Source organism: Micromonospora zamorensis (genome assembly GCF_900090275.1).
GTDB classification, from domain to species: Bacteria; Actinomycetota; Actinomycetes; order Mycobacteriales; family Micromonosporaceae; genus Micromonospora; species Micromonospora zamorensis.
In genome coordinates this window covers 4,126,185-4,146,553 of the sequence record NZ_LT607755.1, presented here as the reverse complement: position 1 = coordinate 4,146,553, position 20,369 = coordinate 4,126,185, and the positions used below count along the sequence as shown (strand labels likewise).

16 protein-coding genes are annotated in these 20,369 nt (G+C 70.4%); 8 read left to right on the top strand and 8 right to left on the bottom strand.

What is annotated here, in order from left to right; genetic code table 11:
* Window positions 1-196: 196 nt before the first annotated feature.
* Window positions 197-1,189 (bottom strand): N-acetylglucosamine kinase, encoded by a 993-nt coding sequence (locus GA0070619_RS18125; RefSeq protein ID WP_231927091.1) that lies wholly within the window; start codon window positions 1,187-1,189, stop codon window positions 197-199.
* A 198-nt stretch (window positions 1,190-1,387) separates the two neighbouring features.
* Here GA0070619_RS18125 and GA0070619_RS18120 point away from each other — a divergent pair, with 198 nt between their 5' ends.
* The 5 genes from GA0070619_RS18120 to GA0070619_RS18100 are packed head-to-tail and all read left to right on the top strand — an operon-like array spanning window position 1,388 to window position 6,415.
* Complete coding sequence (locus GA0070619_RS18120) at window positions 1,388-2,350, top strand: MurR/RpiR family transcriptional regulator (RefSeq protein WP_088949152.1); 963 nt, start codon at window positions 1,388-1,390, stop codon at window positions 2,348-2,350.
* Window positions 2,347-3,096: a sugar isomerase domain-containing protein gene (locus tag GA0070619_RS18115; protein WP_088949151.1), complete on the top strand. Its 750-nt coding sequence runs from the start codon at window positions 2,347-2,349 to the stop codon at window positions 3,094-3,096. Before GA0070619_RS18120 ends, GA0070619_RS18115 begins: the two co-directional genes overlap by 4 nt.
* A gap of 26 nt (window positions 3,097-3,122) precedes the next feature.
* Window positions 3,123-4,559, top strand: coding sequence for an N-acetylglucosamine/diacetylchitobiose ABC transporter substrate-binding protein (gene ngcE / locus GA0070619_RS18110; RefSeq protein WP_088949150.1), 1,437 nt, complete (start codon window positions 3,123-3,125; stop codon window positions 4,557-4,559).
* An 18-nt stretch (window positions 4,560-4,577) separates the two neighbouring features.
* Window positions 4,578-5,486, top strand: coding sequence for a carbohydrate ABC transporter permease (locus GA0070619_RS18105; RefSeq protein ID WP_088949149.1), 909 nt, complete (start codon window positions 4,578-4,580; stop codon window positions 5,484-5,486).
* Window positions 5,486-6,415 (top strand): carbohydrate ABC transporter permease, encoded by a 930-nt coding sequence (locus GA0070619_RS18100; RefSeq protein WP_088949148.1) that lies wholly within the window; start codon window positions 5,486-5,488, stop codon window positions 6,413-6,415. The genes GA0070619_RS18105 and GA0070619_RS18100 overlap by 1 nt, the downstream gene beginning before the upstream one ends.
* Window positions 6,416-6,419: 4 nt before the next feature.
* On the opposite strand, the gene GA0070619_RS18095 is transcribed toward GA0070619_RS18100, so the two are convergent.
* Together GA0070619_RS18095 and GA0070619_RS18090 are read right to left on the bottom strand one after the other, a co-directional pair.
* Window positions 6,420-8,117 carry an ABC transporter ATP-binding protein gene (locus GA0070619_RS18095; RefSeq protein ID WP_231927487.1) on the bottom strand — a complete coding sequence of 566 codons (1,698 nt, stop codon included), beginning with the start codon at window positions 8,115-8,117 and terminating at the stop codon, window positions 6,420-6,422.
* A gap of 50 nt (window positions 8,118-8,167) precedes the next feature.
* Window positions 8,168-9,904 carry an ABC transporter transmembrane domain-containing protein gene (locus GA0070619_RS18090; RefSeq protein WP_231927090.1) on the bottom strand — a complete coding sequence of 579 codons (1,737 nt, stop codon included), beginning with the start codon at window positions 9,902-9,904 and terminating at the stop codon, window positions 8,168-8,170.
* 150 nt (window positions 9,905-10,054) lie between these two features.
* Here GA0070619_RS18090 and GA0070619_RS18085 point away from each other — a divergent pair, with 150 nt between their 5' ends.
* The 3 genes from GA0070619_RS18085 (at window position 10,055) to GA0070619_RS18075 (ending at window position 13,314) form a co-directional block, all read left to right on the top strand.
* The gene (locus GA0070619_RS18085; RefSeq protein WP_370453029.1) at window positions 10,055-11,734 is read left to right on the top strand and encodes a bifunctional 3'-5' exonuclease/DNA polymerase; all 1,680 of its coding nucleotides are present in this window, start codon (window positions 10,055-10,057) and stop codon (window positions 11,732-11,734) included.
* 171 nt (window positions 11,735-11,905) lie between these two features.
* Window positions 11,906-12,499, top strand: a complete 594-nt coding sequence (locus GA0070619_RS18080) for a nucleotidyltransferase family protein (RefSeq protein ID WP_088951889.1) — start codon at window positions 11,906-11,908, stop codon at window positions 12,497-12,499.
* A gap of 56 nt (window positions 12,500-12,555) precedes the next feature.
* Window positions 12,556-13,314: a hypothetical protein gene (locus GA0070619_RS18075; protein ID WP_088949144.1), complete on the top strand. Its 759-nt coding sequence runs from the start codon at window positions 12,556-12,558 to the stop codon at window positions 13,312-13,314.
* Window positions 13,315-13,474: 160 nt separating this feature from the next.
* Here the strand turns inward: GA0070619_RS18075 and GA0070619_RS18070 are convergent, their stop codons facing one another.
* The 5 genes from GA0070619_RS18070 to GA0070619_RS18050 form a co-directional block, all read right to left on the bottom strand.
* Window positions 13,475-14,884: a GH1 family beta-glucosidase gene (locus GA0070619_RS18070; protein ID WP_088949143.1), complete on the bottom strand. Its 1,410-nt coding sequence runs from the start codon at window positions 14,882-14,884 to the stop codon at window positions 13,475-13,477.
* A complete protein-coding gene (gene yicI / locus GA0070619_RS18065) occupies window positions 14,881-17,112 on the bottom strand; it encodes an alpha-xylosidase (RefSeq protein WP_088949142.1) in 2,232 nt (743 codons plus the stop codon). Before yicI ends, GA0070619_RS18070 begins: the two co-directional genes overlap by 4 nt.
* Window positions 17,109-17,990, bottom strand: coding sequence for a carbohydrate ABC transporter permease (locus GA0070619_RS18060; protein ID WP_088949141.1), 882 nt, complete (start codon window positions 17,988-17,990; stop codon window positions 17,109-17,111). The genes yicI and GA0070619_RS18060 overlap by 4 nt, the downstream gene beginning before the upstream one ends.
* 1 nt (window position 17,991) lies before the next feature.
* Window positions 17,992-18,960 carry a carbohydrate ABC transporter permease gene (locus GA0070619_RS18055; protein WP_088949140.1) on the bottom strand — a complete coding sequence of 323 codons (969 nt, stop codon included), beginning with the start codon at window positions 18,958-18,960 and terminating at the stop codon, window positions 17,992-17,994.
* A 67-nt stretch (window positions 18,961-19,027) separates the two neighbouring features.
* Window positions 19,028-20,332 carry an ABC transporter substrate-binding protein gene (locus GA0070619_RS18050; RefSeq protein WP_088949139.1) on the bottom strand — a complete coding sequence of 435 codons (1,305 nt, stop codon included), beginning with the start codon at window positions 20,330-20,332 and terminating at the stop codon, window positions 19,028-19,030.
* Window positions 20,333-20,369 lie beyond the last annotated feature (37 nt).

Sequence of the window (20,369 nt, the reverse complement as noted above, 5' to 3'; positions counted from 1 at the left end):
CCCACACCCGACCGCCCCCGCCTGTCCCGTCCCACCCGCCCGTCCCGTCCGCCCGCCCAGCCCAAGATCCGCGCAACTTCGGTGAAACTGCTGCCTCAGCGCGCCGTGAGGCAGCAACTTCACCGAAAGTGCGCGGATCTTGCGCGTGCGGGGGCGGGTGGGGCGCACGCGCGAGGGAGGGCGGGCGGGACGGGGGTCAGGGGGCAGGGAAGAGGCGGGCGTGCAGGGCGGCCGGGTCGGTGACCTCGGGGAGGTCGCGGGCGGCGAGCCAGGCTGCGGCTGCGGCGCCGTCACCGGCGGTCCGTAGCGGCGCGTCCGGCCACTGGCGGGCGATCTCCATCCGGACGGCGGCGGCGAGCGGGGTGTCGGCGGTGAGCAGCCCGCCGCCGAGGACGACCGGTGTCACCGCGCCGGCCGCGCGGATGCGCCCCACGCTCTCGGCCAGGTGGGCGGCGGCCTCGGTGATCAGCGCGGTGGCGACCGGCTCGCCGTGGGTGGCGGCGTCGACGACCAGCGGCGCGAGCCGGGCCAGCTCGACGGGGGCTCGTCGGGTCACGGCCTGGATCGTGGCGTCCACGGTGGCCCGTGGGCGGGGGGCGATCTCGGCGCTGCCCACCAGCTCGGTGAGCACCGCTGTGGCCAGCGTGCCGGGTGTACGCCCGGCGTCCAGGTCGGCGAGCAGTCGGCGTACCGCTTCGCGACCGAGCCAGAAGCCCGAGCCCGCGTCGCCGAGGAGCCAGCCGTGGCCGTCGGCGATCCGGTCGAGCCGTAGGTCGTGGACCTGCGCGGTGATCGCACCGGTGCCGGCGATGAGCACGGTGCCGTCCGGGGCGGCGGTGCCGGAGGCGTACGCGACCAGGGCGTCGCCGTGCACCGCGTACGGGCAGCGCAAGCCCGCGTCCTGCCAGGCCTGGTCGAAGGCGGCCCGTCCGGCCGGGTCGGCGAGCAGTCGGCCGGCGCCGGCCAGACCGATGGTGCCGGCGACGACCCGCGCCGGGTCGACGTCGCTGAGCGCCTCGCGGAGCGCGGTCAGCAGCTCGACGGCGGCACGTTCCGCGCCGTGACTGGTGGGGTTGCCGCCGCCGGCGCGACCGGTGCCGAGGTGTTGCCCGGTGAGGGTCAGGACGGTCGCCCGGGTGGACGTACCGCCGATGTCGAGACCGACCACGGCGGTGTCGAGCTTCGGCACGGGTCTCCTTGCGCTGAACGGCGATCGGGACTGTTCATGCTGGTCGGCGCAGTCGTGGAGGGCAAATCCTGGCGGGCGCGGCGGCCTGTGCGCCAGGTAACAGTTTGAAAACTTCGCCCACGGTCTTGACATAGACAGTCGTTTAGTAAGAAATTTTACCACTAACAGTTAACAGTCCTTCGAAAATGCGAGGCGTCGATGGTTGATCAAGAGGTGGACACCGCTGCGGGGACCGCGGTGGTCGACGCCGATGCGATCGACCGGCGCAACGCCCTCGGATCGACCTCCGACGGGGTGCTGGCCCGGGTCCGCAACGGGCTCGCCGAACTGACCGGCGCCCTGCGCCGCGTCGCCGAGCACGTGCTGAGCGACCCGGAGGCCGCCGCCCGCTCGACAATCGTCGAGCTGGCCGAGCGGAGCGGCACCTCACCCGCGACCATCACCCGCTTCTGCCGGGTGATGGGCTTCGAGGGATACGCCGACCTGCGGCTGGGCATCGCCTCCGAGACCGGCCGGGCACGCTCCGCCGGCTGGACCATCGACATCGGACGCGAGATCCAGCCGGGCGACCCGCTCGCCCGGGTGCTCGACCAGATCATGGCCGCCGACACCCGGGCCATGCACGACACGGCCACCCTTCTCGATCTCGCCGAGGTCGAGCGGGCCGCGGTGGCGATCGCCGGCGCCAACCGGGTGAACATCTTCGGCGCCAGCGGTAGCGCCCTGGTCGGTGAGGAGATGCAGTTCAGCCTGCACCGCATCGGGGTTGCCGCGTGGGCGTGGAACGACGTGCACGAGGGGTTGGCCAGCGCCGCACTGCTGCGCGCCGGGGACGTGGCACTGGGCATCTCGCACACCGGGCAGACCCGCGAGACGATCGAGATGCTCGCCGAGGCGGGCAGCCGGGGTGCCACCACCGTCGCGCTCACCGGCTTTCCCCGTTCCCCGTTGGCCGAGCTGGCCGACATCGTGCTGCTCACGGCCAGCCAGGCGACCACCTTCCGACCGGATGCGCTCTCCGCGCGGCACCCCCAGCTCGTGGTGCTCGACCTGCTCTACATCGCCGTCGCCCAACGCACGCACGACCGCGCGCACGCGGCCTTCCGGCGCACCGCGCAGGCCGTCGACGGGCACAAGTCGGCGAAGGGATCCGTCTCATGATCAGCGCCCAGGGGTACGCCGACGCCGTCCGCCCCGTGCTCGACCGGTTGCTCGACTCGGAGGCCGACGGAATCACCCGGGCCGCCGATCTGATCGCCGAGAGCCTGCGCGGCGGCGGGGTGCTCCAGGCATTCGGCGCAGGGCACTCCGAGGCGTTCGCCGCCGAGCTGGTGGCCCGGGCCGGTGGGCTGGTCCCCACCAACCGGCTCTCGGTACGGGACCTGGTGATGCACGGCGACGCCCCGCGCGGCGTGCTCGCCGACCCCAAACTGGAACGCGACCCCTCCATCGCCCACCAGATCTACGCGCTCGCGGCGCCACAGCCGCGCGACGTGTTCGTGGTGGCGTCCCAGTCCGGCATCAACGGCTCGGTGGTCGAGCTGGCGGCGCTGGTCACCGAGCGCGGTCACCCGTTGATCGCGGTCACCTCGGTCGAGCACACCGCGCGGGTCGCCCCACGGCACCCGTCCGGGCATCGGCTCGCCGACCTCGCCGACGTCGTGCTGGACAACGGCGCGCCGTACGGCGATGCACTGCTGCCGCTCGAGGGCGGCGGCGCGGTCTGTGCGGTCTCCTCGGTCACCACGGCGCTGCTGGCGCAGCTGCTGACCGCGGAGGTCGTACGACGGTTCCACCAGGCAGGGGAGGTACCCCCTATCTACCTCTCCGCCAACGTCCCCGGCGGGGACGAGCACAACCTCGCCCTCGAGTCGCGGTACGCCGGGCGCCTCCGGCGCACGGCATGACCCGAATTTCACAAGGAGACACGACGATGTCGTTTACCCCCGAACACCCGGCCGCACTCGACCGTCGCACGGTTCTGCGTCGCGCCGCCGCCGTGGGCATGCTCGCCACTCCGGCCATCGGCCTGCTTGGCGCCTGCGCCACCAGCGGCAGCGACAACGACAACGAGCAGGTCGCCGGCGGCACCAAGAACGCCGCCAACCCGCTGGGCGTCAAGGAGGACGCGCCGATCGAGGTGATCATCTTCAACGGCGGTTACGGCGAGAAGTACGCCACCGACGTGCACGAGCCGCTGTACAAGAAGGCGTTCCCCAAGGCGGAGGTCAAGCACCAGGCCACGCAGGCCGTCTCCACCGTGCTCCAGCCGCGGTTCGCCTCCGGCAACCCGCCGGAGTTCGTGAACAACTCGGGCGAGAAGCTGATGGACTTCGGCGCGCTGGTCGCCGACGGTCAGCTCCAGGACCTCACCGAGCTGTGGGACGCCCCGTCGGTCGACGACGCATCCAAGAAGGTCCGCGACACCGTGGTGCCGGGCACCATCGAGGCGGGCTCGTTCAACGGCAAGCCGTACGTCCTGTACTACGTCTCCACCGTCTTCGGCATCTGGTACTCGGCCAAGCTGTTCAAGGACAACGGCTGGGCGCCGGCGAAGACGTGGGACGACTTCATCACCCTGCTCACCGCCATCAAGGCCAAGGGCATCACCCCGTACGGCTACGCCGGGGCGAACGCGGCCTACTACCAGTGGAACGTGATCCTCACCCAGGCCGCCAAGATCGGTGGCGTCGACGTTCTCAAGAACATCGACAACCTGGAGGATGGCGCCTGGAAGCAGGACGCGATCAAGCAGGCGGCCACGGCGTGGGCCGAGGTCGGCGCGAAGTTCAGCGACAAGAGCTTCGAGGGGCTCAAGCACACCGACGTGCAGCTGCGGCAGAACCAGTACAAGGTGGCCCTCTACCCCAGCGGTGACTGGCTGGAGGGCGAGCAGAAGAAGGACACCCCGCCCGGCTTCGACTACCAGCTCATGCCGGTGCCGAGCCTGACCGCGTCGGACAAGATGCCGGCCACGGCGCTGCGCGCCACCGCGGGTGAGGGCTACTTCGTCTCGGCGAAGAGCAAGAACCCCAAGGGCGGCCTGGAGTACATGCGCCAGATGCTGTCCAAGGCGGGCGCCAAGGGCTTCACCGAGGTGGTCAAGGCCCCGACCGTGGTCACCGCCGGCTCGGAGGGCTTCGCCTTCCCGCCCGGTGTGGCCAGCTCGCAGGCCGCGCTCAAGGCGGCCGGCCAGGACGTGTTCAACCTGTACTTCGACGGCTGGTACAAGGAGCTCGACACGGAGGCGCGGACCGCCACCAACGAGCTGATGTTCGGCCGGATCAACGCGGACGCCTTCGTGGAGCGAATCCAGAAGCGCGCCGACACGATCAAGAAGGACAGCTCCGTAGCCAAGTTCAAGCGCTGATCGATCGGAGCTAGGGTCATGCGGCACGGCAAGTATCCATTCGTGATCGGGTTCCTGTTCGCCCCGGTCGCGCTGTACGTGACATTCGTGATCTGGCCATACGCGCAGGCGTTCCAGATCTCGATGACCAACTGGCGAGGGCTGTCCGCCCCGCAGTGGGTGGGGTTCGACAACTACCGGAGGCTGCTTGACGACGGGGCCTTCTGGAAGGCGGTCCAGCACCACGGCGTACTGCTGCTTGCCCTGCCGCTGATCACCGTTGCCATCGCCCTGTTCTTCGCCTTCCTGCTGAACGTGGGTGGTAAGAGCAGCGGCGGGCAACGCCAGGGGGTCTGGGGGGCGAAGTTCTACCGGGTGGTGTTCTTCTTCCCCCAGGTCCTCGCGGTGGCCATCATCGCGGTGCTGTTCCAGATGGTGTACCGACCGAACGAGTCCGGCCTGATCAACGGCGTGCTGATGGAGTTCGGCCTGGAGCCGGTCCTGTTCCTGGTCAAGCCGAACCTGGCCCTCTGGTCGATCATCGCGGTCCTCGTCTGGCAGGCCGTCGGCTTCTACGTGGTGCTCTTCTCGGCCGGGATGGCCTCCATCCCGGGTGAGATCTACGAGGCCGCGGAGATGGACGGGGCGACCAAGGTGACCCTGTTCTTCCGGGTCACCCTGCCGCTGCTGTGGGACACCCTCCAGGTGGCCTGGGTGTACCTCGGCATCGCGGCGTTCGACGCGTTCGCCATCGTGGCTGTGCTCTCGGTGGACGGCGGTGGTCCGGACGGCGCCACCACCGTGCTGGCGATGGAGATCTACCGCAACGCGTTCGTCTACTCGAAGTACGGCTACGCCTCGGCGATGGGCGTGGCGCTGTTCTTCCTCACCCTCACGTTCGCGGCGCTGACGCTGCGGCTCACCAAGCGGGAAAGCGTGGAGTACTGATGAATCCGCAGTCGACGCTGCCGCCGACCCCGGCGGCGCTACCGCCGAAGACCGGTGATCCGTCCGACCCCGCCGGGCCGGGGCGTAAGGGCCCCCGCTCGGAGGTACGGCTCTTCGCCGGCCTGGGGCACATCGCGCTCGCCGTCTGGGCGGTGATCGTGATCGTGCCGATCCTCTGGACCTTTCTCGCCGCGTTCAAGAACACGAGCGAGATCTTCAGCAGCCCGTGGACGCTCCCGGCCGAGTTGCGCTGGGAGAACTTCGGGCGGGCCTGGACCAAGGCGAACGTTGGCCGGTACTTCCTGAACAGCGTCATCGTGGTCTCGTGCAGCACCTTCCTCACCATGCTGCTCGGCTCGATGGCCGCGTACGTGCTGGCCCGCTACAAGTTCTGGGGCAACCGGGCGGTCTACTACCTCTTCGTCTCCGGGTTGGCGTTCCCGGTCTTCCTGGCCCTGGTGCCGCTCTTCTTCGTGGTGAAGAACCTGGGCCTGCTGGACACCCACACAGGTGTGGTGCTGGTCTACACCGCGTACTCGTTGCCGTTCACGGTGTTCTTCCTGGCCGCGTTCTTCAAGACGCTGCCGTCGTCGGTGGCCGAGGCGGGCATGATCGACGGTTGTGGGCACAGCCGACTGTTCTTCCAGGTCATGATGCCGATGGCGAAGCCGGGTCTGATCAGTGTCGCGATCTTCAACATCATCGGTCAGTGGGCGCAGTATCAACTTCCGCTGGTGCTGCTCTCCAACGCCAAGGACAAGTGGGTGCTCACCCAGGGCATCGCCGACATCTCGGTCAACGCAGGCTACGAGGCGGACTGGTCCGGGTTGTTCGCCGCGCTGACCATCGCCATCCTTCCGATGATCATCGTGTACGCGGTCTTCCAACGCCAGATCCAGGCCGGCCTCACCTCCGGTGCGGTGAAGTAGCCGGTCACCGCAGCCGCTCGTCGGCCTGCGTGTGCCAGGAGCGCCACAGGTCCGCGTACGCCCCGTCGGCAGCCACGAGATCATCGTGGCTGCCGATCTCGGTGATCCGGCCGTCGGCCAGCACCGCCACCCGGTCGGCGTCGTGCGCGGTGTTGAGCCGGTGCGCGATCGCGATGACGGTCCGTCCGGCCAGCACGGCGGCCAACGCCCGCTCGGTCCGACGGGCGGTGCTCGGATCGAGCGCGGCGGTCGCCTCGTCCAGGATCAGCGTGTGCGGGTCGGCGAGCACCAACCGGGCCAGCGCGAGCTGCTGGGCCTCCGCGGCGCCGAGCTGCCGGGCGCCGTCGCCGATCGCGGTGTCCAACCCCGCCGGCAGGTCGTCGTACCAGTCCGCGCCCACGGTGACCAGCGCGGCCCGCATCTGCTCGTCCGATGCGTCCGGGGCGGCGAACGAGAGGTTGTCCCGCACCGAGCCGATGAAGACGTGGTGCTCCTGGGTGACCAGGGCGATGCGGCGGCGCCGCTCGGCGGGGTCGAGGTCGGTGATCGGGCAGCCACCGATGCTCACGACGCCCTGCCGTGGCGCGTCGATCCCGGCCAGCAGCCGGGCCAGGGTGGACTTGCCGGCGCCCGACGGACCGACGACGGCCAGCCGCTCACCGGGCTGCACCTCCAGGTCGATGCCGTGCAGCACGTCCGGGCCGCCGGAGTAGGAGAACCGGGCCCCGCGTACGACGAGCCGCTCTCCCCGCGACGTGGCCGTCCGGCCCGTCGGTTCCGCCGGGACCATGCCGACGCCGAGGACCCGGGCGTACGACGCGAAACCGCGCTGCGCCTGCTCCGTCCACTGCAACAGCCGGTCCAACGGTTCGATCGCCTGTTGCAGGTAGAGCGCGGCGGCGACCACCGCGCCGAGCGTGACCATGTCCCTGGAGAACAGGTAACCGCCGACGAGCAGGACCAGGGCGACCGGCAGCGGATAGCTGGCCTCGACGATCGAGAAGAACACCGTCCGCAGCGCGAGGGTCGCCCGCCGGGCCCGCCACACCTGGGTGATGCGGCCGGTGCCGTGCCGGATCCGGTCGTCGGTCAGTCGCAGCGCCTCCACGGTGCGGGCACCCTCGGCGGTGGTGGTCAGCGTCTCGGTCAGCTCGGCTGCGGCGGCGCCCTCGGTAAGGTACGCGGAGCTGGCCCGGCGCAGGTACCAGCGGGTCACCGTCACGATCGAGGGGAGCCCGGCCAGCGCTGCCAGCCCGAGCAGTGGATGCAGCAGGAAGACCGCCCCGAACAGCAACGTCAACTGCACCCCGGCGATGACGATGGTGGGCACCACGTCCCGGACGGTGGTGCCGACCGTCGCCACGTCGACCGAGCTGCGGGTGGCCAGGTCCCCGGAGCCGGCGCGCTCGACGACCGAGACCGGCAGCCCGAGAGTCCGGGAGACGAACTCCTCGCGCAGCTCGGCGACGGCCCGTTCACCGAAGCGGTGACCGGCGTACTGGGCGTATCGGGAGAGCAACGCGCTGACCAGGACGCAACCGGCGATGGCCAGCGCCAGCCGGTCCACAGTGGCCACTCCTGCGCCCGCGGTGACCCGGTCGACGATGGTGCCCAGCAGCCACGGCGGGGCGAGCCCGGCGACCGCGGCGGCGCTGTGCAGCGCCAGCACGATCCCGACCGCGCGGCGGTGCCGGCCGATCATGTCCCGCAACGCCTGGCGTACGGTGCGGCGGTCGGCCACCGGCAGCCGGTTCACCGGTACGCCTCCTCGGTGTCGGCGGCCTCGATGTCGGGATCGTCGCTGCCACGGGCCACCAGGTGCCGGTAGCCGGCGTCGGAGTCGAGCAGGTCGGTGTGGCTGCCGGTGGCGGTGATCCGGCCGCCGCTCAGGTGTGCGACCAGGTCGGTCCGGCCCAGCAGCAGCGGCGACGTGGCGATCACCACTGTCGTCCGCCCGGCCCGTGCTGCACGCAGCCGTTCGGCGATGCGCGCCTCGGTGTGCGCGTCCACCGCCGAGGTCGGGTCGACGAGGATGAGCACCTCCGGCTCGGCGAGGAGCGCCCGGGCCAGGCGTACCCGTTGGCGCTGACCACCGGAGAGCGTCCGGGCCCGGGCGTCGATCGGGGTGTCCAGACCGGCGGGCAGCGCGTCGACGACGTCCTCGGCGGAGGCGGCCCGCAGGGCCGCGCCGATCCGGTGGTCGTCGTCGTCGGCCAGGGGGCGCAGGATGTCGCGCAGTGTCCCGGCGAAGAGGTACGAGTCGTGGTCGGCGACCATGATCCGGGAACGGACCTCGTCCAGAGCGACCCCGGTCAGCGGCACACCGCCCCAGGTGGTGTCACTGGCGACGTACCGGCCGAGCCGGTCGGCCAGCGCCAGCCCTTCCGCCGGATCGTCGGCGGCCACACCGGTCAGCCAGCCCGCGCGTACGGTCAGCCCGGTCAGCGGGTCGTGCAGGTCGGCAGGACTGGCCGGCGCGGCCGGGGCTCCCGGTCGGCGAGGGTCGGGCACCGAGCCCGACCACCGACGACCCGGACCACCGACGTCGTCCGAGGTCACGTTGAGCAGGTCGGCGATCCGTCGGGCGGCGACCCGTCCCCGGATCAGCTGGTGACTGCCCTCCAGCAGGAACCAGACCGGCACGATCAGGGTCGCCACGTAGCCGTAGACGGCAACCAGTTCGCCGATCGTGACGTCACCGGTCACCGCCATCCGCGCCGTCAGCCACACCACCGCCGCCAGGAACAGCCCCGGGATGGCGACGGTCGCCGCGTCGATCCAGCTGTAGACCGCGCCCACCCGGTAGCCCTCGGCGCGCAGCTCCTGGGACCTGGCCGCGTACCGTCGGGCGAACAGGTCCCGGCCGCCCACCCCGGCGAGCACCCGCAGGCCGGCCACGATGTCGCCGGACCGGGCGGTGAGGGCTCCCTGCTGTTTGCGGTAGACCGACTCGGCCCGCTCCAGGCGGCGCAGCAGGGGCCCGACGACCAGCCCGACCACCGGCACTCCGACCAGCACGCAGAGCGCGAGCATCGGGGAGATCGACCACAGCACCACGGCGATGACCCCGTACGCGACGACCGCCCCGACGCCCGGCCCGGTCAGCGTCAGCACCTGCGCCGTCCAGTCGATGTCGGAGCCACCGATGGTGGACACCTCGCCCGCGGCGACCCGGCGCGGCAGCACTGCGCCGATCCGGGACAGGTGGCGCAGCAGGACCTCCGCCGAGCGGGCCTTGGCGTCCTCCCGGATGAAGGTCATCGTGCGGTGTCGCATGATGCCCAGGTAGGACAGGCCCAGTCCCGCGACGACGATGGCCACGACCCAGAGCGCCAGGGCGCGCATGTCGCGGGCGCGCAACCCGTCGTCGACGGCGCGGGCGATGAGGTAGGGCCGAGCCGAGAGGCCCATCATCCAGGCCGTGCCGAACAGGCTGCCGCGCAGCACCCGCCAGGGTTGGCGACGGGTGAGCCACCACAGGTATCGCATCGGTCCGCGGGTGTCCGGAGTGCCAGGATCGGGATGAGGGATCTGCGGAGGCACCAGGTCACGCTACCGAGCGCCACCGACACCCCACCGTCCCGAAACGGGTGAGGTGCGCCTCCGTTTCTGTCGGACGGGGGAGGCAGAATCACGTTCGTGCTGGTGGCGGTGGTGTCCGACGAGCGGGGTGGGGGAGTGCTGTGCCCGCTGGATGCCGTCGGTCGACCGGCCGGCCCGGCTGAGGCCGTCACCGACCTGGTCGCCGCGGTCGCCGCGCGGGAGGCCGCCGAGCATCCGCGCTGGGTGTGGTCCGGCGCCGCGTCCGTCTATCCGACGCTGCTGCGCGCCGGCGTCCGGGTCGATCGCTGTCACGACGTGGAGCTGACCGAGGCGTTGCTGCTGGGGCACGCGGGCCGCTGGGGCGAGCCGCGCTCGCTGGCTGCGGCCTGGGCCCGGCTGACCGGCGCGGCGGTGCCGCCCGACCCACCGCCGCGCGCCGCCGCGCCGCCCGGGCACGGCCAGGGCGCGCTCTTCGACACCCTGCCCGGCCCGTCGGGCCCGGGCATCGAGGCACTGACCCAGGTGTACGCCGACCAGCTTGCCCGCATCGCGACGACCGAGCACCCGGGCCGGTTCCGGTTGCTGGTGGCCGCCGAGTCCGCCGGCGCGCTGATCGCTGTGGAGATGGGCATGGCCGGGCTGCCCTGGCGGGCCGATGTGCACGACGAGATCCTGCACGAGCTGCTCGGCGAGGCGTCCCCGGTCGGTGGTCCGCCGCGACGGCTCGCCGAGCTGGCCGCTCAGATCGCCGGCGCGCTCGGCGTACGCCGCCTGCACGCCGACTCCCCGGCGGAGCTGCTGAAGGCCTTCGCCCGGGTCGGCGTGGAGCTGCCCAACACCCGGGCCTGGGTGTTGCGCGGGGTGGACCACCCGGCGGTGCCGCTGGTGCTGGAATACAAGGAGCTCTACCGGATCTGGACGGCTCACGGCTGGGCCTGGCGCGAGCAGTGGGTGCAGGGCGGCCGGTTCCAGTCGGAGTACGTGCCGGGTGGGGTCGTCTCCGGCCGTTGGGCCACTCGGGGCGGTGGCGCGTTGCAGATCCCGAAGGTGATCCGGCGGGCGGTGGTGGCCGATCCGGGCTGGCGGCTGGTGGTCGCCGACGCCGGCCAGTTGGAGCCTCGGGTGCTCGCGGCGGTGTCCGGCGACGCGCGACTGGCAGCGGCGGGCGGGGCCGGCGACCTCTATGCCGCGCTGGCGCGTGACTCGTTCGGCGGTGACCGGGCCAAGGCCAAGGTGGCCCTGCTCGGGGCGATGTACGGGCAGACCGGCGGGGCGGCGGTGCCCGCGTTGGCAGTGTTGAAGCGCAGCTACCCGACGGCGTTCGCCTATGTGGAGTCGGCGGCGCGCACCGGTGAGGCGGGCGGGCTGGTGCGCTCGTGGCTGGGGCGGACGTGCCCGCCGGGTTCGGCCGGGTTCGGTGATCCCGACGATGTCCCATCCGATCCGGAGGAGGCGGCCGACCCGCGCGGTCCCCGGGCCCGTGCCGCCCGGTCCCGAGGTCGCTTCACCCGCAACTTCGTCATCCAGGCCACCGCCGCGGAGTGGGCCTCCACGTTGCTGGCCACGCTGCGGACGGAGTTGTCCGGCACCGACGCCGAGTTGGTCTTCTTTCAGCACGACGAGGTGGTCGTGCATGCTCCCGCTGATCAGGCGGCTGCGGTCGCCGAGGCGGTCAACCGGTCCGGTGAGCGGGCCTCCGCGCTCCTCTTCGGTGCGACGCCGGTGCGGTTTCCGCTCGACCTGTCCATCGTCGACTGCTACGCCGACGCGGCCTGACCGACGGAGTGTCAGTGCCGGCAGGTGCCCGGCGTGTAACGGTTGTGCTATTTCTCCTTTTCGCCCCGCCACCCTCGGCTGGCTGTCCTCGTTGCAGTGTCCGTAGGAAGGGACGGGCCGGTCACGGTCGGTCCCGTGCTGGAGGGGGCGCAGCTGAACCGGATCGCAGGAATGATCATCGCGGCGGGTGGTGGACGACGGATCGGTGGTCCTGAGGCACTGCTGCACCAGGGTGACAAGCCCCTGGTCAATCAGATGATCGACACGATGACCGAGGCGGGCTGCGAGCAGATCGTGGTCGTGTTGGGCGCCGCCGCGGAACAGGTCCAGGAGACCGCCGACCTGGGCAAGGCCACCGTTGTGATCAACAAGGCGTGGGGCACCGGGGTCGGCTCGTCCATCCGGGCTGGCCTGGCCGCCATGGACGACGAGGGGATCGAGGCGGTGGTGGTGGTCCCGGTCGACATGCCGGGTCTGACCGTCACGGCGGTCAGCCGGGTGGCCGCGCTGCCGTACCCGGACGTGCTGGTCTGCGCCACCTACGACGGGTTGCGCGGCTACCCGATGCTCTTCGGCCGTCGGCACTGGCCCGGCATCGCCACCCTCGCCAGCGCGGACGTGGGCGCCCGACCGTACCTGCTGGCGCACAAGGACCAGATCGTCGACATCGCCTGTGACTCGGTGGCGGACGGCAGTCGGGCCGACACCCCCGAGCTGATGGAGCTGTACGGCCTGACCGTCCCGCCGCAGCGGGTCGGGGTCTGAGGCGGACTGAGTATCCGTACGGATGTGCCGGGTCGTCCACTGCCGATACTCGTTGCATGCGTCGACTCACCACCGCCCTGCTGTGTCTGGCCGTTCTCGTCGGCTGCGCCAGGCCGGGCGACGAGCCCGTGCAGGTCGGCCCGGCCGCAGACACCGGTTGGACCACCTACCAGACTGATGTCACGGCCGTCCGGGCCGGCGCGGATCCGCGCTCGCTCGTGCTGACCGTGGCGCTGCTGGGTGACGCGGATGGTTGCTCCCGGAATCCGCGAATCACCTACTTCACCGAGGAGAACAACCGCATCTACGCCAACGTGGTGCAGGATTCGCGCCTCTCCGGGGTGGTCGGGGCCTGTCCCACCCACACGCCGGGCGAGGTGACGTTGACAGCGCCAGGGCCGATTGCCGGCCGGACTGTCGTGCTCAACGAGCAGCCGTGGAAGCCCGACGGTGCGGGGTACCAGCGCTGCGACCCGACGTTCGGTTGTGATCCGATGCCGAAGGATCACTGTGACCAGGCGTGGGTCGGCGTCGTGGTCCGCGGCATGGACGTGTCCCGGCACTCGACCGGATCGGTCGAGGGCTGCGACGGCACCTGGCTGGTCATGACGGTGCCGTTCGATCCGGTGCCCTGCGGTGCCGAGGCGCGGCCCGGCTGCGACGCGTCGGTCAACGTGCGCCGCTACTTTCTGCGGTGGGCCGGCCAGGGCGGTTGGGAAACGATCGCCAACTCGACGGAGGCCGGCTGCGGACGTGTCCGCACCACCGAGCCGGCCTTCCCGAGGAAGCTCTGCGCCGACCTGCCCCGGCCGTGATCGGCGAAAGCGCGTTCCCGACGGCTCCGGGTCGAGCCGACGGTCCAGGAGGCGTTATGTCGGGCTTCCCGGAATGATGCCTGTGAGTCATCAGGATGACTCACAGGCATCACGCTCGTCAGGACATGGCCGCAAGCTCGGTGCGGCGTGGCGGGGTACTTCAGTCCTGCGCCGAGTCCAGCTTTCCGGTGGCGGCCAGGCGCTGGTACCAGTGGGCGCTGTCCTTCCAGGTGCGGACCTGGGTGTCGTAGTCGACCCGGATGATGCCGAAGCGGCGGTCGTAGCCGTAGCCCCACTCGAAGTTGTCCAGCAACGACCAGACGAAGTAACCGCGCACGTCGGCGCCCTGTTCGCGGGCGTCGGCCATCGCGCCGATGTGCCGACGCAGGTAGTCGATCCGCCGGTCGTCGTGGATCCGCCCGTCGGCCTCCACCACGTCGTCGAACGCCGCGCCGTTCTCGGTGATCATCATGGGCTGGCTGGGGTACGCCTGGTGCAGGCGCAGCAGCAGCTCGGTCAGGGCCGGCGGGTCGATGTTCCACCCCATCGCCGTGTACGGGCCGGGCTGCGGCAGGAAGTCGACGTTGTCCGCGGCGACCCACGGCGTCGACGTCGACGCACCGTGCCCGTCGGCGTCGGAGCGGGGCGACACCCCGTCCCAGGCCCGGACCAGGGTGCTGGAGTAGTAGTTGACCCCGAGCACGTCCAGCGGCACCGCGATCAGCTTCTCGTCGCCTTCGCGGACGAACGACCAGTCGGTGACCGACGCGGTGTCGGCCAGCAGGTCGGCCGGGTACGCGCCGTCGAGCATCGGGCCGAGGAACGCCCGGTTGGCCAACGCGTCGATCCGCCGTACCGCGTCGGAGTCCTCGTCGGAGTCGGACGCCCCCCGGATGACGTGCAGGTTGAGCGTCACCGACAGCTCGGCGGCCGGGGCCAGCTCCCGGACCACCCGACCGGCCAGACCGTGCGCGAGGTTGAGGTGGTGCACTGCGGCCAGCGCCGCCGCCGGCTCGGTCCGACCCGGCGCGTGCACGCCGGAGGCGTAGCCCAGGTAGGCCGAGCACCAGGGCTCGTTGAGCGTCGTCCAGGTGTGCACCCGGTCGCCCAGCGCACCGACGATGCCCGCCGCGTACTCCTGGAAGCGCAGCGCGGTCTCCCGCGTCGCCCAGCCGCCGGCGTCCTCCAGCTCCTGCGGCAGGTCCCAGTGGTACATCGTCGCCACCGGGCGGACGCCCCGCTCCAGCAGCCCGTCGACCAGCCGCGAGTAGAAGTCGATGCCCGCCTGGTTGAACCGGCCCGAGCCACCGGGCTGCACCCGTGGCCAGGAGATGGAGAACCGGTACGCGCTGAGGCCCAGGTCGGCGATGTGCCCGAGGTCGTCGGCCCACCGGTGGTAGTGGTCGGCGGCCACGTCGCCGGTGTCGCCGTTGAGCGTACGACCGGGTGTGTGGCTGTAGGTGTCCCAGATTGACGGCCCTCGCCCGTCCTCGGTGGCCGCGCCCTCGATCTGGTACGCGGCCGTCGCCGAACCCCAGACGAAGCTCTCCGGGAAGTGGTGTCGCGTCATCGTTCAGTCCCCTGGATCTCGCAGATGTAGCCCGTCGAGGTGCCGGCGACCAGTGCGGCACTGGCCGTTCCGTCCTCGTAGCGCACGTCGAACTCGGCGCCCGGCCCGTCCCCGGGTGACGGTACCCGTACGCGGGTCCGCTGCCCCTCGGCCGGTGCGTACAGCCGCAGGCGCACATCGTCGGCCCACTCGTAGTCCGGTCGGTCGTCACGGGAGCCGAACGGGATGACCGCGCCGGGCCGGGCCAGCACCGGCAGGCTGTCGAACCCGTGCTTCTCGGTGACCCACGCCGGGCCGGTGACCTGCGCGCCGCTGACCAGGTGTGTCCAGGTGCCGGCGGGCACGTAGTAGGTGACGTCACCGTCGGCGCTGAATACCGGGGCGACCAGCACGTCCGGGCCGAGCATGTACTGCCGGTCCAGGTGCGTCGTGGCGGGGTCGTCCGGGAACTCCACGACCATCGGCCGCATCATCGGCGTCCCGTCGCGGTGCGCCTCCTGGGCGGCGGCCGCCAGGTACGGCATCAGGCGGAGCTTGAGCTGGGTGAAGTGCCGCAGCACGTCGACGGCCTCGTCGTCGAACGCCCACGGCACCCGGTACGACCCTGAGCCGTGCAACCGGGAGTGCGAGGAGAGCAGACCGAACGCGACCCACCGCTTGAACACCACCGGGTCGGGAGTGCCCTCGAAGCCGCCGATGTCGTGGCTCCAGTAGCCGAAGCCGGAAGCGGCCAGGGACAGCCCTCCGCGCAGCGACTCGGCCATCGCGGCGAACGTCGACTCGCAGTCACCGCCCCAGTGCACCGGGAACTGCTGCCCGCCGGTGGTGGCCGAGCGGGCGAACAGGACCGCGTCGCCCTTGCCCCGCTCGGCCTCCAGCAGCTCAAAGACCGCCTTGTTGTAGAGGTACGAGTAGTAGTTGTGCATCCGCTGCGGATCCGAACCGTCGTGCCACACCACGTCGGTCGGGATGCGCTCACCGAAGTCGGTCTTGAAACAGTCGACGCCCATGTCGAGCAGCGCCTTGAGCTTGCCGGTGAACCAGCGGACCGCGTCCGGGTTGGTGAAGTCGACAAGCGCCATGCCGGCCTGCCACTTGTCCCACTGCCAGACCGAACCGTCGGGGTTGCGCACCAGATAACCGGCCTCGCGGCCCTCCTCGAAGAGGTACGAACGCTGCGCGATGTACGGGTTGATCCAGACGCACACCTTCAGGTCACGCTCGTGCAGCCGACGCAGCATCCCCTCCGGGTCGGGGAAGGTCTCCGGGTCCCACACGAAGTCGACCCAGTGGAACTGGCGCATCCAGAAGCAGTCGAAGTGGAACACCGACAGCGGCAGCCCGCGCTCGGCCATCCCGTCGACGAACTCGGTGACGGTCTTCTCGTCGTACGCCGTGGTGAACGACGTGGACAGCCACAACCCGTACGACCAGGCGGGGATCCGGGCCGGTCGGCCGGTGAGCGCGGTGTAGCGGCGCAGCACGTCCTTCGGGCTGGGCCCGTCGATGACGTAGTAGGTGAGCGACTGCCCCTCGACACTGAACTGGGTCTGCGTGACGACCTCGGAGCCGACCTCGAACGACACGTGCTCCGGGTGATCCACGAAAACGCCGTAACCGGCGCTGCTGAGATAGAACGGCACGTTCTTGTACGCCTGCTCACTGGCGGTGCCACCGTCGGCGTTCCAGATGTCGACGGTCTGCCCGTTCTTCACGAACGGGCCGAAGCGCTCGCCCAACCCGTACACCGTCTCGCCGACCCCCAGCGCGAGCCGTTCGTGCACGTGCCGGCGGCCCTCGGCGTCGGTGACGACGCCGATGCTGCGCCCGGTGGACGCGGTGACCAGCCGGTCGCCGTGCAGGAAGTCGACCCGCCACCCGTCGACGAGCGCGACCCGCGCGGTCAGCTCACCGGTGGTCAGCGTCGCGCTGATCCCGGTGACGTCGACGGTGACCGGGTGCGTGTCGCCGGTGCTCAGCCCGAAGTGCGGTTCTCGGGGCAGCCCGCCGGTGTGGTGGGTGATGGTCACCCCGATGACGCCGGGGGCGGGGGAGGAGAACCGGACGGTGACCAGGGGCCGGTTGAGGGTGTCGCCGCGTCCGTTGATCTGGCCGGTCGGTGCGAAGACGGTGAAGCCACGCTCGTCCGGCTCGACCGACTCCACGACGCCGGGGCGCAGGACGCTGACGCCGGGGCGCAGCTGCCAGTACCCGTCGGTGAACTTCACTTCTCGGCTCCTGCCGTGATGCCGCGCGCAAGGGTGCGCTGGAAGATGAGGAAGAAGAGGATGGCCGGCACGAGGCTGATCAGCGCGCCGGCGTTGGTGGTCGGAGCGTCCATCAGCCGGTCGCCCTGCAACGACGCGAGCGCGACCGGGATGGTCTGCGTCTGGTTGTCGATCAGCATGACCAGCGGGATGAGGAACTCGTTCCAGGTCCAGATGAAGAAGAAGATGAGCAGCACCGCGAGGGTGGGCCGCAGGTTGGGGAAGACCACCCGCCACAGCACCGTCCACTTGCCGGCGCCGTCCAGCGCGGCGGCCTCCAGCAGTGAGCGCGGGAACGTGCCCATCACCGAGGCGAGCAGGTAGGTGCCGAACGCGCTCTGGATGACGGTGAAGATGATGATCACCGCGAGTCGGGTGTTGTAGAGCCCGACCTCCTTGGCCACGTAGTACAGCGGGTAGATCAGGGCCTCCTGCGGCAGCATGTTGGCCAGCAGGAACAACCCGACGATCCAGAGCCGACCGCGGACCCGACCGATGCCCAGGGCGTACGCGTTGAGCAGTGACACGGCGACGCCGAGCACCGCCACCGAACCGGCGATGAGCGCCGAGTTCCAGAGCTTGAGCGGGAAGTTAACCTCGGTCCAGTACGTGCGCAGACCCTTGGTGTAGAACTCGCTCGGCCAGCTCAGCGGCCCGCCCGACGAGTAGTCACCGGGCGACTTGAACGCGTTGAGCAGCATGAACGCGAACGGCACCAGCATGACCAGCGCGCCGAGGATGACCAGGGCGAGCACCACCCAGCGGCTGACGCCCCGGTGGTGGCGGTCGGGTACGGGCCGGCGGACCGGCGCGGGGGCTCCAGTGATCGTCACGGCCATCTCAGAACCCCCGGTCCCGGCGCTCGCTGCGGGCCTGCATCCAGATGAAGACCACGGCCACCACAACGATGATCAGCGTCAGCACCGTGGAGATCGCGGAGCCGTAACCGACCTGCAGTTTCTTGAAGAACGTGTAGTAGGCGAAGTACGACGGGACGTTGGTGGCGTTGTCCGGACCACCCCGGGTCAGGGCGAAGATCGGCCCGAACACCTTCAGCGCGGCGATGGTGCAGGTCAGTGCCACCACGAAGGTTTCCGGCCGGATCTGCGGGAGGGTGATCGCCCGGAACCGGTGCAGCCAGTTCGCGCCGTCGACCTCGGCCGCCTCGTACAACTCGGGGTCGACCCGTTGAAGCGCCGCCATGAAGACGACCACCGGGTAGCCGATCTGCACCCAGATCATCACCGCCATCACGGCCGGCAGGGCCGTGCCCGGGTCGCCGAGCCAGTCGTGGCGGAGCGCGCCGAGACCCACCGCGTCGAGCAGGCTGTTGAACGCGCCGTCGGGGCGGAGGATCCAGCCCCAGACGATGCCGGCCACCACGACGGGCAGCACCTGCGGAAGGTAGAAGGCGGCCCGCAGCGCGGCGGCGGTGCGCGGCTTGAACCGGCGGCCGATGACGTCGAAGAGCACCGCGGCGAGCAGCAGCCCGAGCACTGTGGGCACCACCACCATCGCGACGATCATCCAGACGGTGTTGCGGAACGACGCCCAGAACACGTCGTCGTGCAGCAGTTGCTGGTAGTTGTCCAGGCCGACCCAGCGGGGGTCGCCGATGCCGGACCACTTGGTCAGCGACAGGTAGAGCGTGCCGACCAGCGGTGCACCGATGACCAGGAGGAAGAGCACCGCTCCGGGGAGCAGGTAGAGCCAGTACGCCGCGTCGCGGCCGCGGCGTCTGCGGCCGGGTGGCGGTGGGGTCGGGGCCGCCGCCGGTTGGGTGGTGGCGAGGGTCTCGGAGACTGCCATGGAAGATCCTTCCCGGCGGGGCGGGCGGGCGCGTGGGTTGTGCCGGTCGCGCCCGCCGCTCGCCGTGTCACTTGCCGGTGATCTCCTTGACGCCATCGGCGTACGGCTTGGCGATCGTGTCGAGGACCTGGTCGGGCGACTTCGAGCCGTTGATCAGGCCCTGGAAGCCGGAGACCAGGACGTCGTAGTAGCCGGGGACCGGCCAGTCCGGGTAGAACGCGAGCCCGTCGGACTTGCTGACCGTGTTGAAGTCCTCGATCAGCTTGCGGTCCTTCGGGTCGGTGATCTTCGAGGCGTCGGCGGCGACGGGAACACCACCGTTGTTGCCGATCAGGTCCTGGATCTCCGGACGCAGGGTGATGTCGATGAAGTCGTACGCCAGACTCTTGGCCTTGCTGTTCTCCGGCACCACCCAGAGGTTGCCGGAGGAGCCGGCCTGAAGGGTGTTGCCGGGGAAGAGGAAGGTGTCCCAGTTGGCCTTCATCTCGGCCTTGAACCGGCCGTACCACCAGCTACCCGACACGATCATCGGAACCTTGCCGCCGATGAAGGCGGTGCCCATGTCCTCGGCCTTGAGGCTGGCCGAGTTCTTCGCGACGTAGCCCTTGCGCACCCAGTCGGCGAAGGTGTCCGCGCCGTACTTGAGCGGGTCGGCCTTGAAGTCGACCGGGTTCTTGTAGAGCTGGTAGTTGTCGACGAACTGCCGGTCGCCCTTGGACAGGGCGAGCTGGTAGAAGAGCTGCCCGGCCGGGTATTCGGCGCCGGCCATGCCCAGCGGGGTGACGCCCTTGCCGACGAAGGTGTCCATCGCGGCGGTCATCTCGGCCATGCTGGTCGGCACCTTGACGCCGTTGCTCTGGAACAGGTCCTTGTTGTAGTAGACCGTGACGTACTCGCCGTAGTTCGGCACGCCGAACCACTTGCCCGACCCCATCACGCCCTTGTCGCTGTAGCGGGCGGTGGTCTGCAGGCTGGGGCTGAGCTTGCCGGCCCAGCCGCGCTTGTCGGCCTCGGTGCTCAGATCGGTGAGCAGGCCCTGCGAGGAGAGCAGGCCGGCGGTCGCGTTGCCCTTGTTGTACTCCATGATGTCCGGGCCTTCGGACGAGTTGATGATCATGCCCGCGTTCTGCTGGATCTGCTCGAACGCCTTGCGCTCGAAGCGCACCTCGACGCCCGGGTGCTCGGCTTTGAACAGCTCGATGGCCCGGTTCCAGCCGACCCCCATGGCGCTGTTCTCGCTCTCGTAGTGCCAGAGCTTGAGGGTCTTGGCGTCGCTGTCGTCCCCGTTGTCGTCACCGCCGCAGGCGGCCATGGCGGTCGTCGCGGTCGCCGCTATGGCGATCGCGGCGACGAGCCGGCGGAATCGCTGCATTACGATCCTCCTCGTCGAGTATCTAGCCGGTACTTCA

What these genes read in the sequence shown, in the direction of transcription:
- ngcE (WP_088949150.1), top strand. Translation starts at nt 3,123, where the DNA reads ATGTCGTTTACCCCCGAACACCCGGCCGCACTCGACCGTCGCACGGTT.
- GA0070619_RS18060 (WP_088949141.1), bottom strand. Translation starts at nt 17,990, where the DNA reads ATGGCCGTGACGATCACTGGAGCCCCCGCGCCGGTCCGCCGGCCCGTA.
- GA0070619_RS18095 (WP_231927487.1), bottom strand. Translation starts at nt 8,117, where the DNA reads ATGATCGGCCGGCACCGCCGCGCGGTCGGGATCGTGCTGGCGCTGCAC.
- GA0070619_RS18115 (WP_088949151.1), top strand. Translation starts at nt 2,347, where the DNA reads ATGATCAGCGCCCAGGGGTACGCCGACGCCGTCCGCCCCGTGCTCGAC.
- GA0070619_RS18070 (WP_088949143.1), bottom strand. Translation starts at nt 14,884, where the DNA reads ATGACGCGACACCACTTCCCGGAGAGCTTCGTCTGGGGTTCGGCGACG.
- GA0070619_RS18105 (WP_088949149.1), top strand. Translation starts at nt 4,578, where the DNA reads ATGCGGCACGGCAAGTATCCATTCGTGATCGGGTTCCTGTTCGCCCCG.
- GA0070619_RS18100 (WP_088949148.1), top strand. Translation starts at nt 5,486, where the DNA reads ATGAATCCGCAGTCGACGCTGCCGCCGACCCCGGCGGCGCTACCGCCG.
- GA0070619_RS18080 (WP_088951889.1), top strand. Translation starts at nt 11,906, where the DNA reads ATGATCATCGCGGCGGGTGGTGGACGACGGATCGGTGGTCCTGAGGCA.
- GA0070619_RS18120 (WP_088949152.1), top strand. Translation starts at nt 1,388, where the DNA reads ATGGTTGATCAAGAGGTGGACACCGCTGCGGGGACCGCGGTGGTCGAC.
- GA0070619_RS18050 (WP_088949139.1), bottom strand. Translation starts at nt 20,332, where the DNA reads ATGCAGCGATTCCGCCGGCTCGTCGCCGCGATCGCCATAGCGGCGACC.
- GA0070619_RS18090 (WP_231927090.1), bottom strand. Translation starts at nt 9,904, where the DNA reads ATGCGATACCTGTGGTGGCTCACCCGTCGCCAACCCTGGCGGGTGCTG.
- GA0070619_RS18075 (WP_088949144.1), top strand. Translation starts at nt 12,556, where the DNA reads ATGCGTCGACTCACCACCGCCCTGCTGTGTCTGGCCGTTCTCGTCGGC.
- GA0070619_RS18055 (WP_088949140.1), bottom strand. Translation starts at nt 18,960, where the DNA reads ATGGCAGTCTCCGAGACCCTCGCCACCACCCAACCGGCGGCGGCCCCG.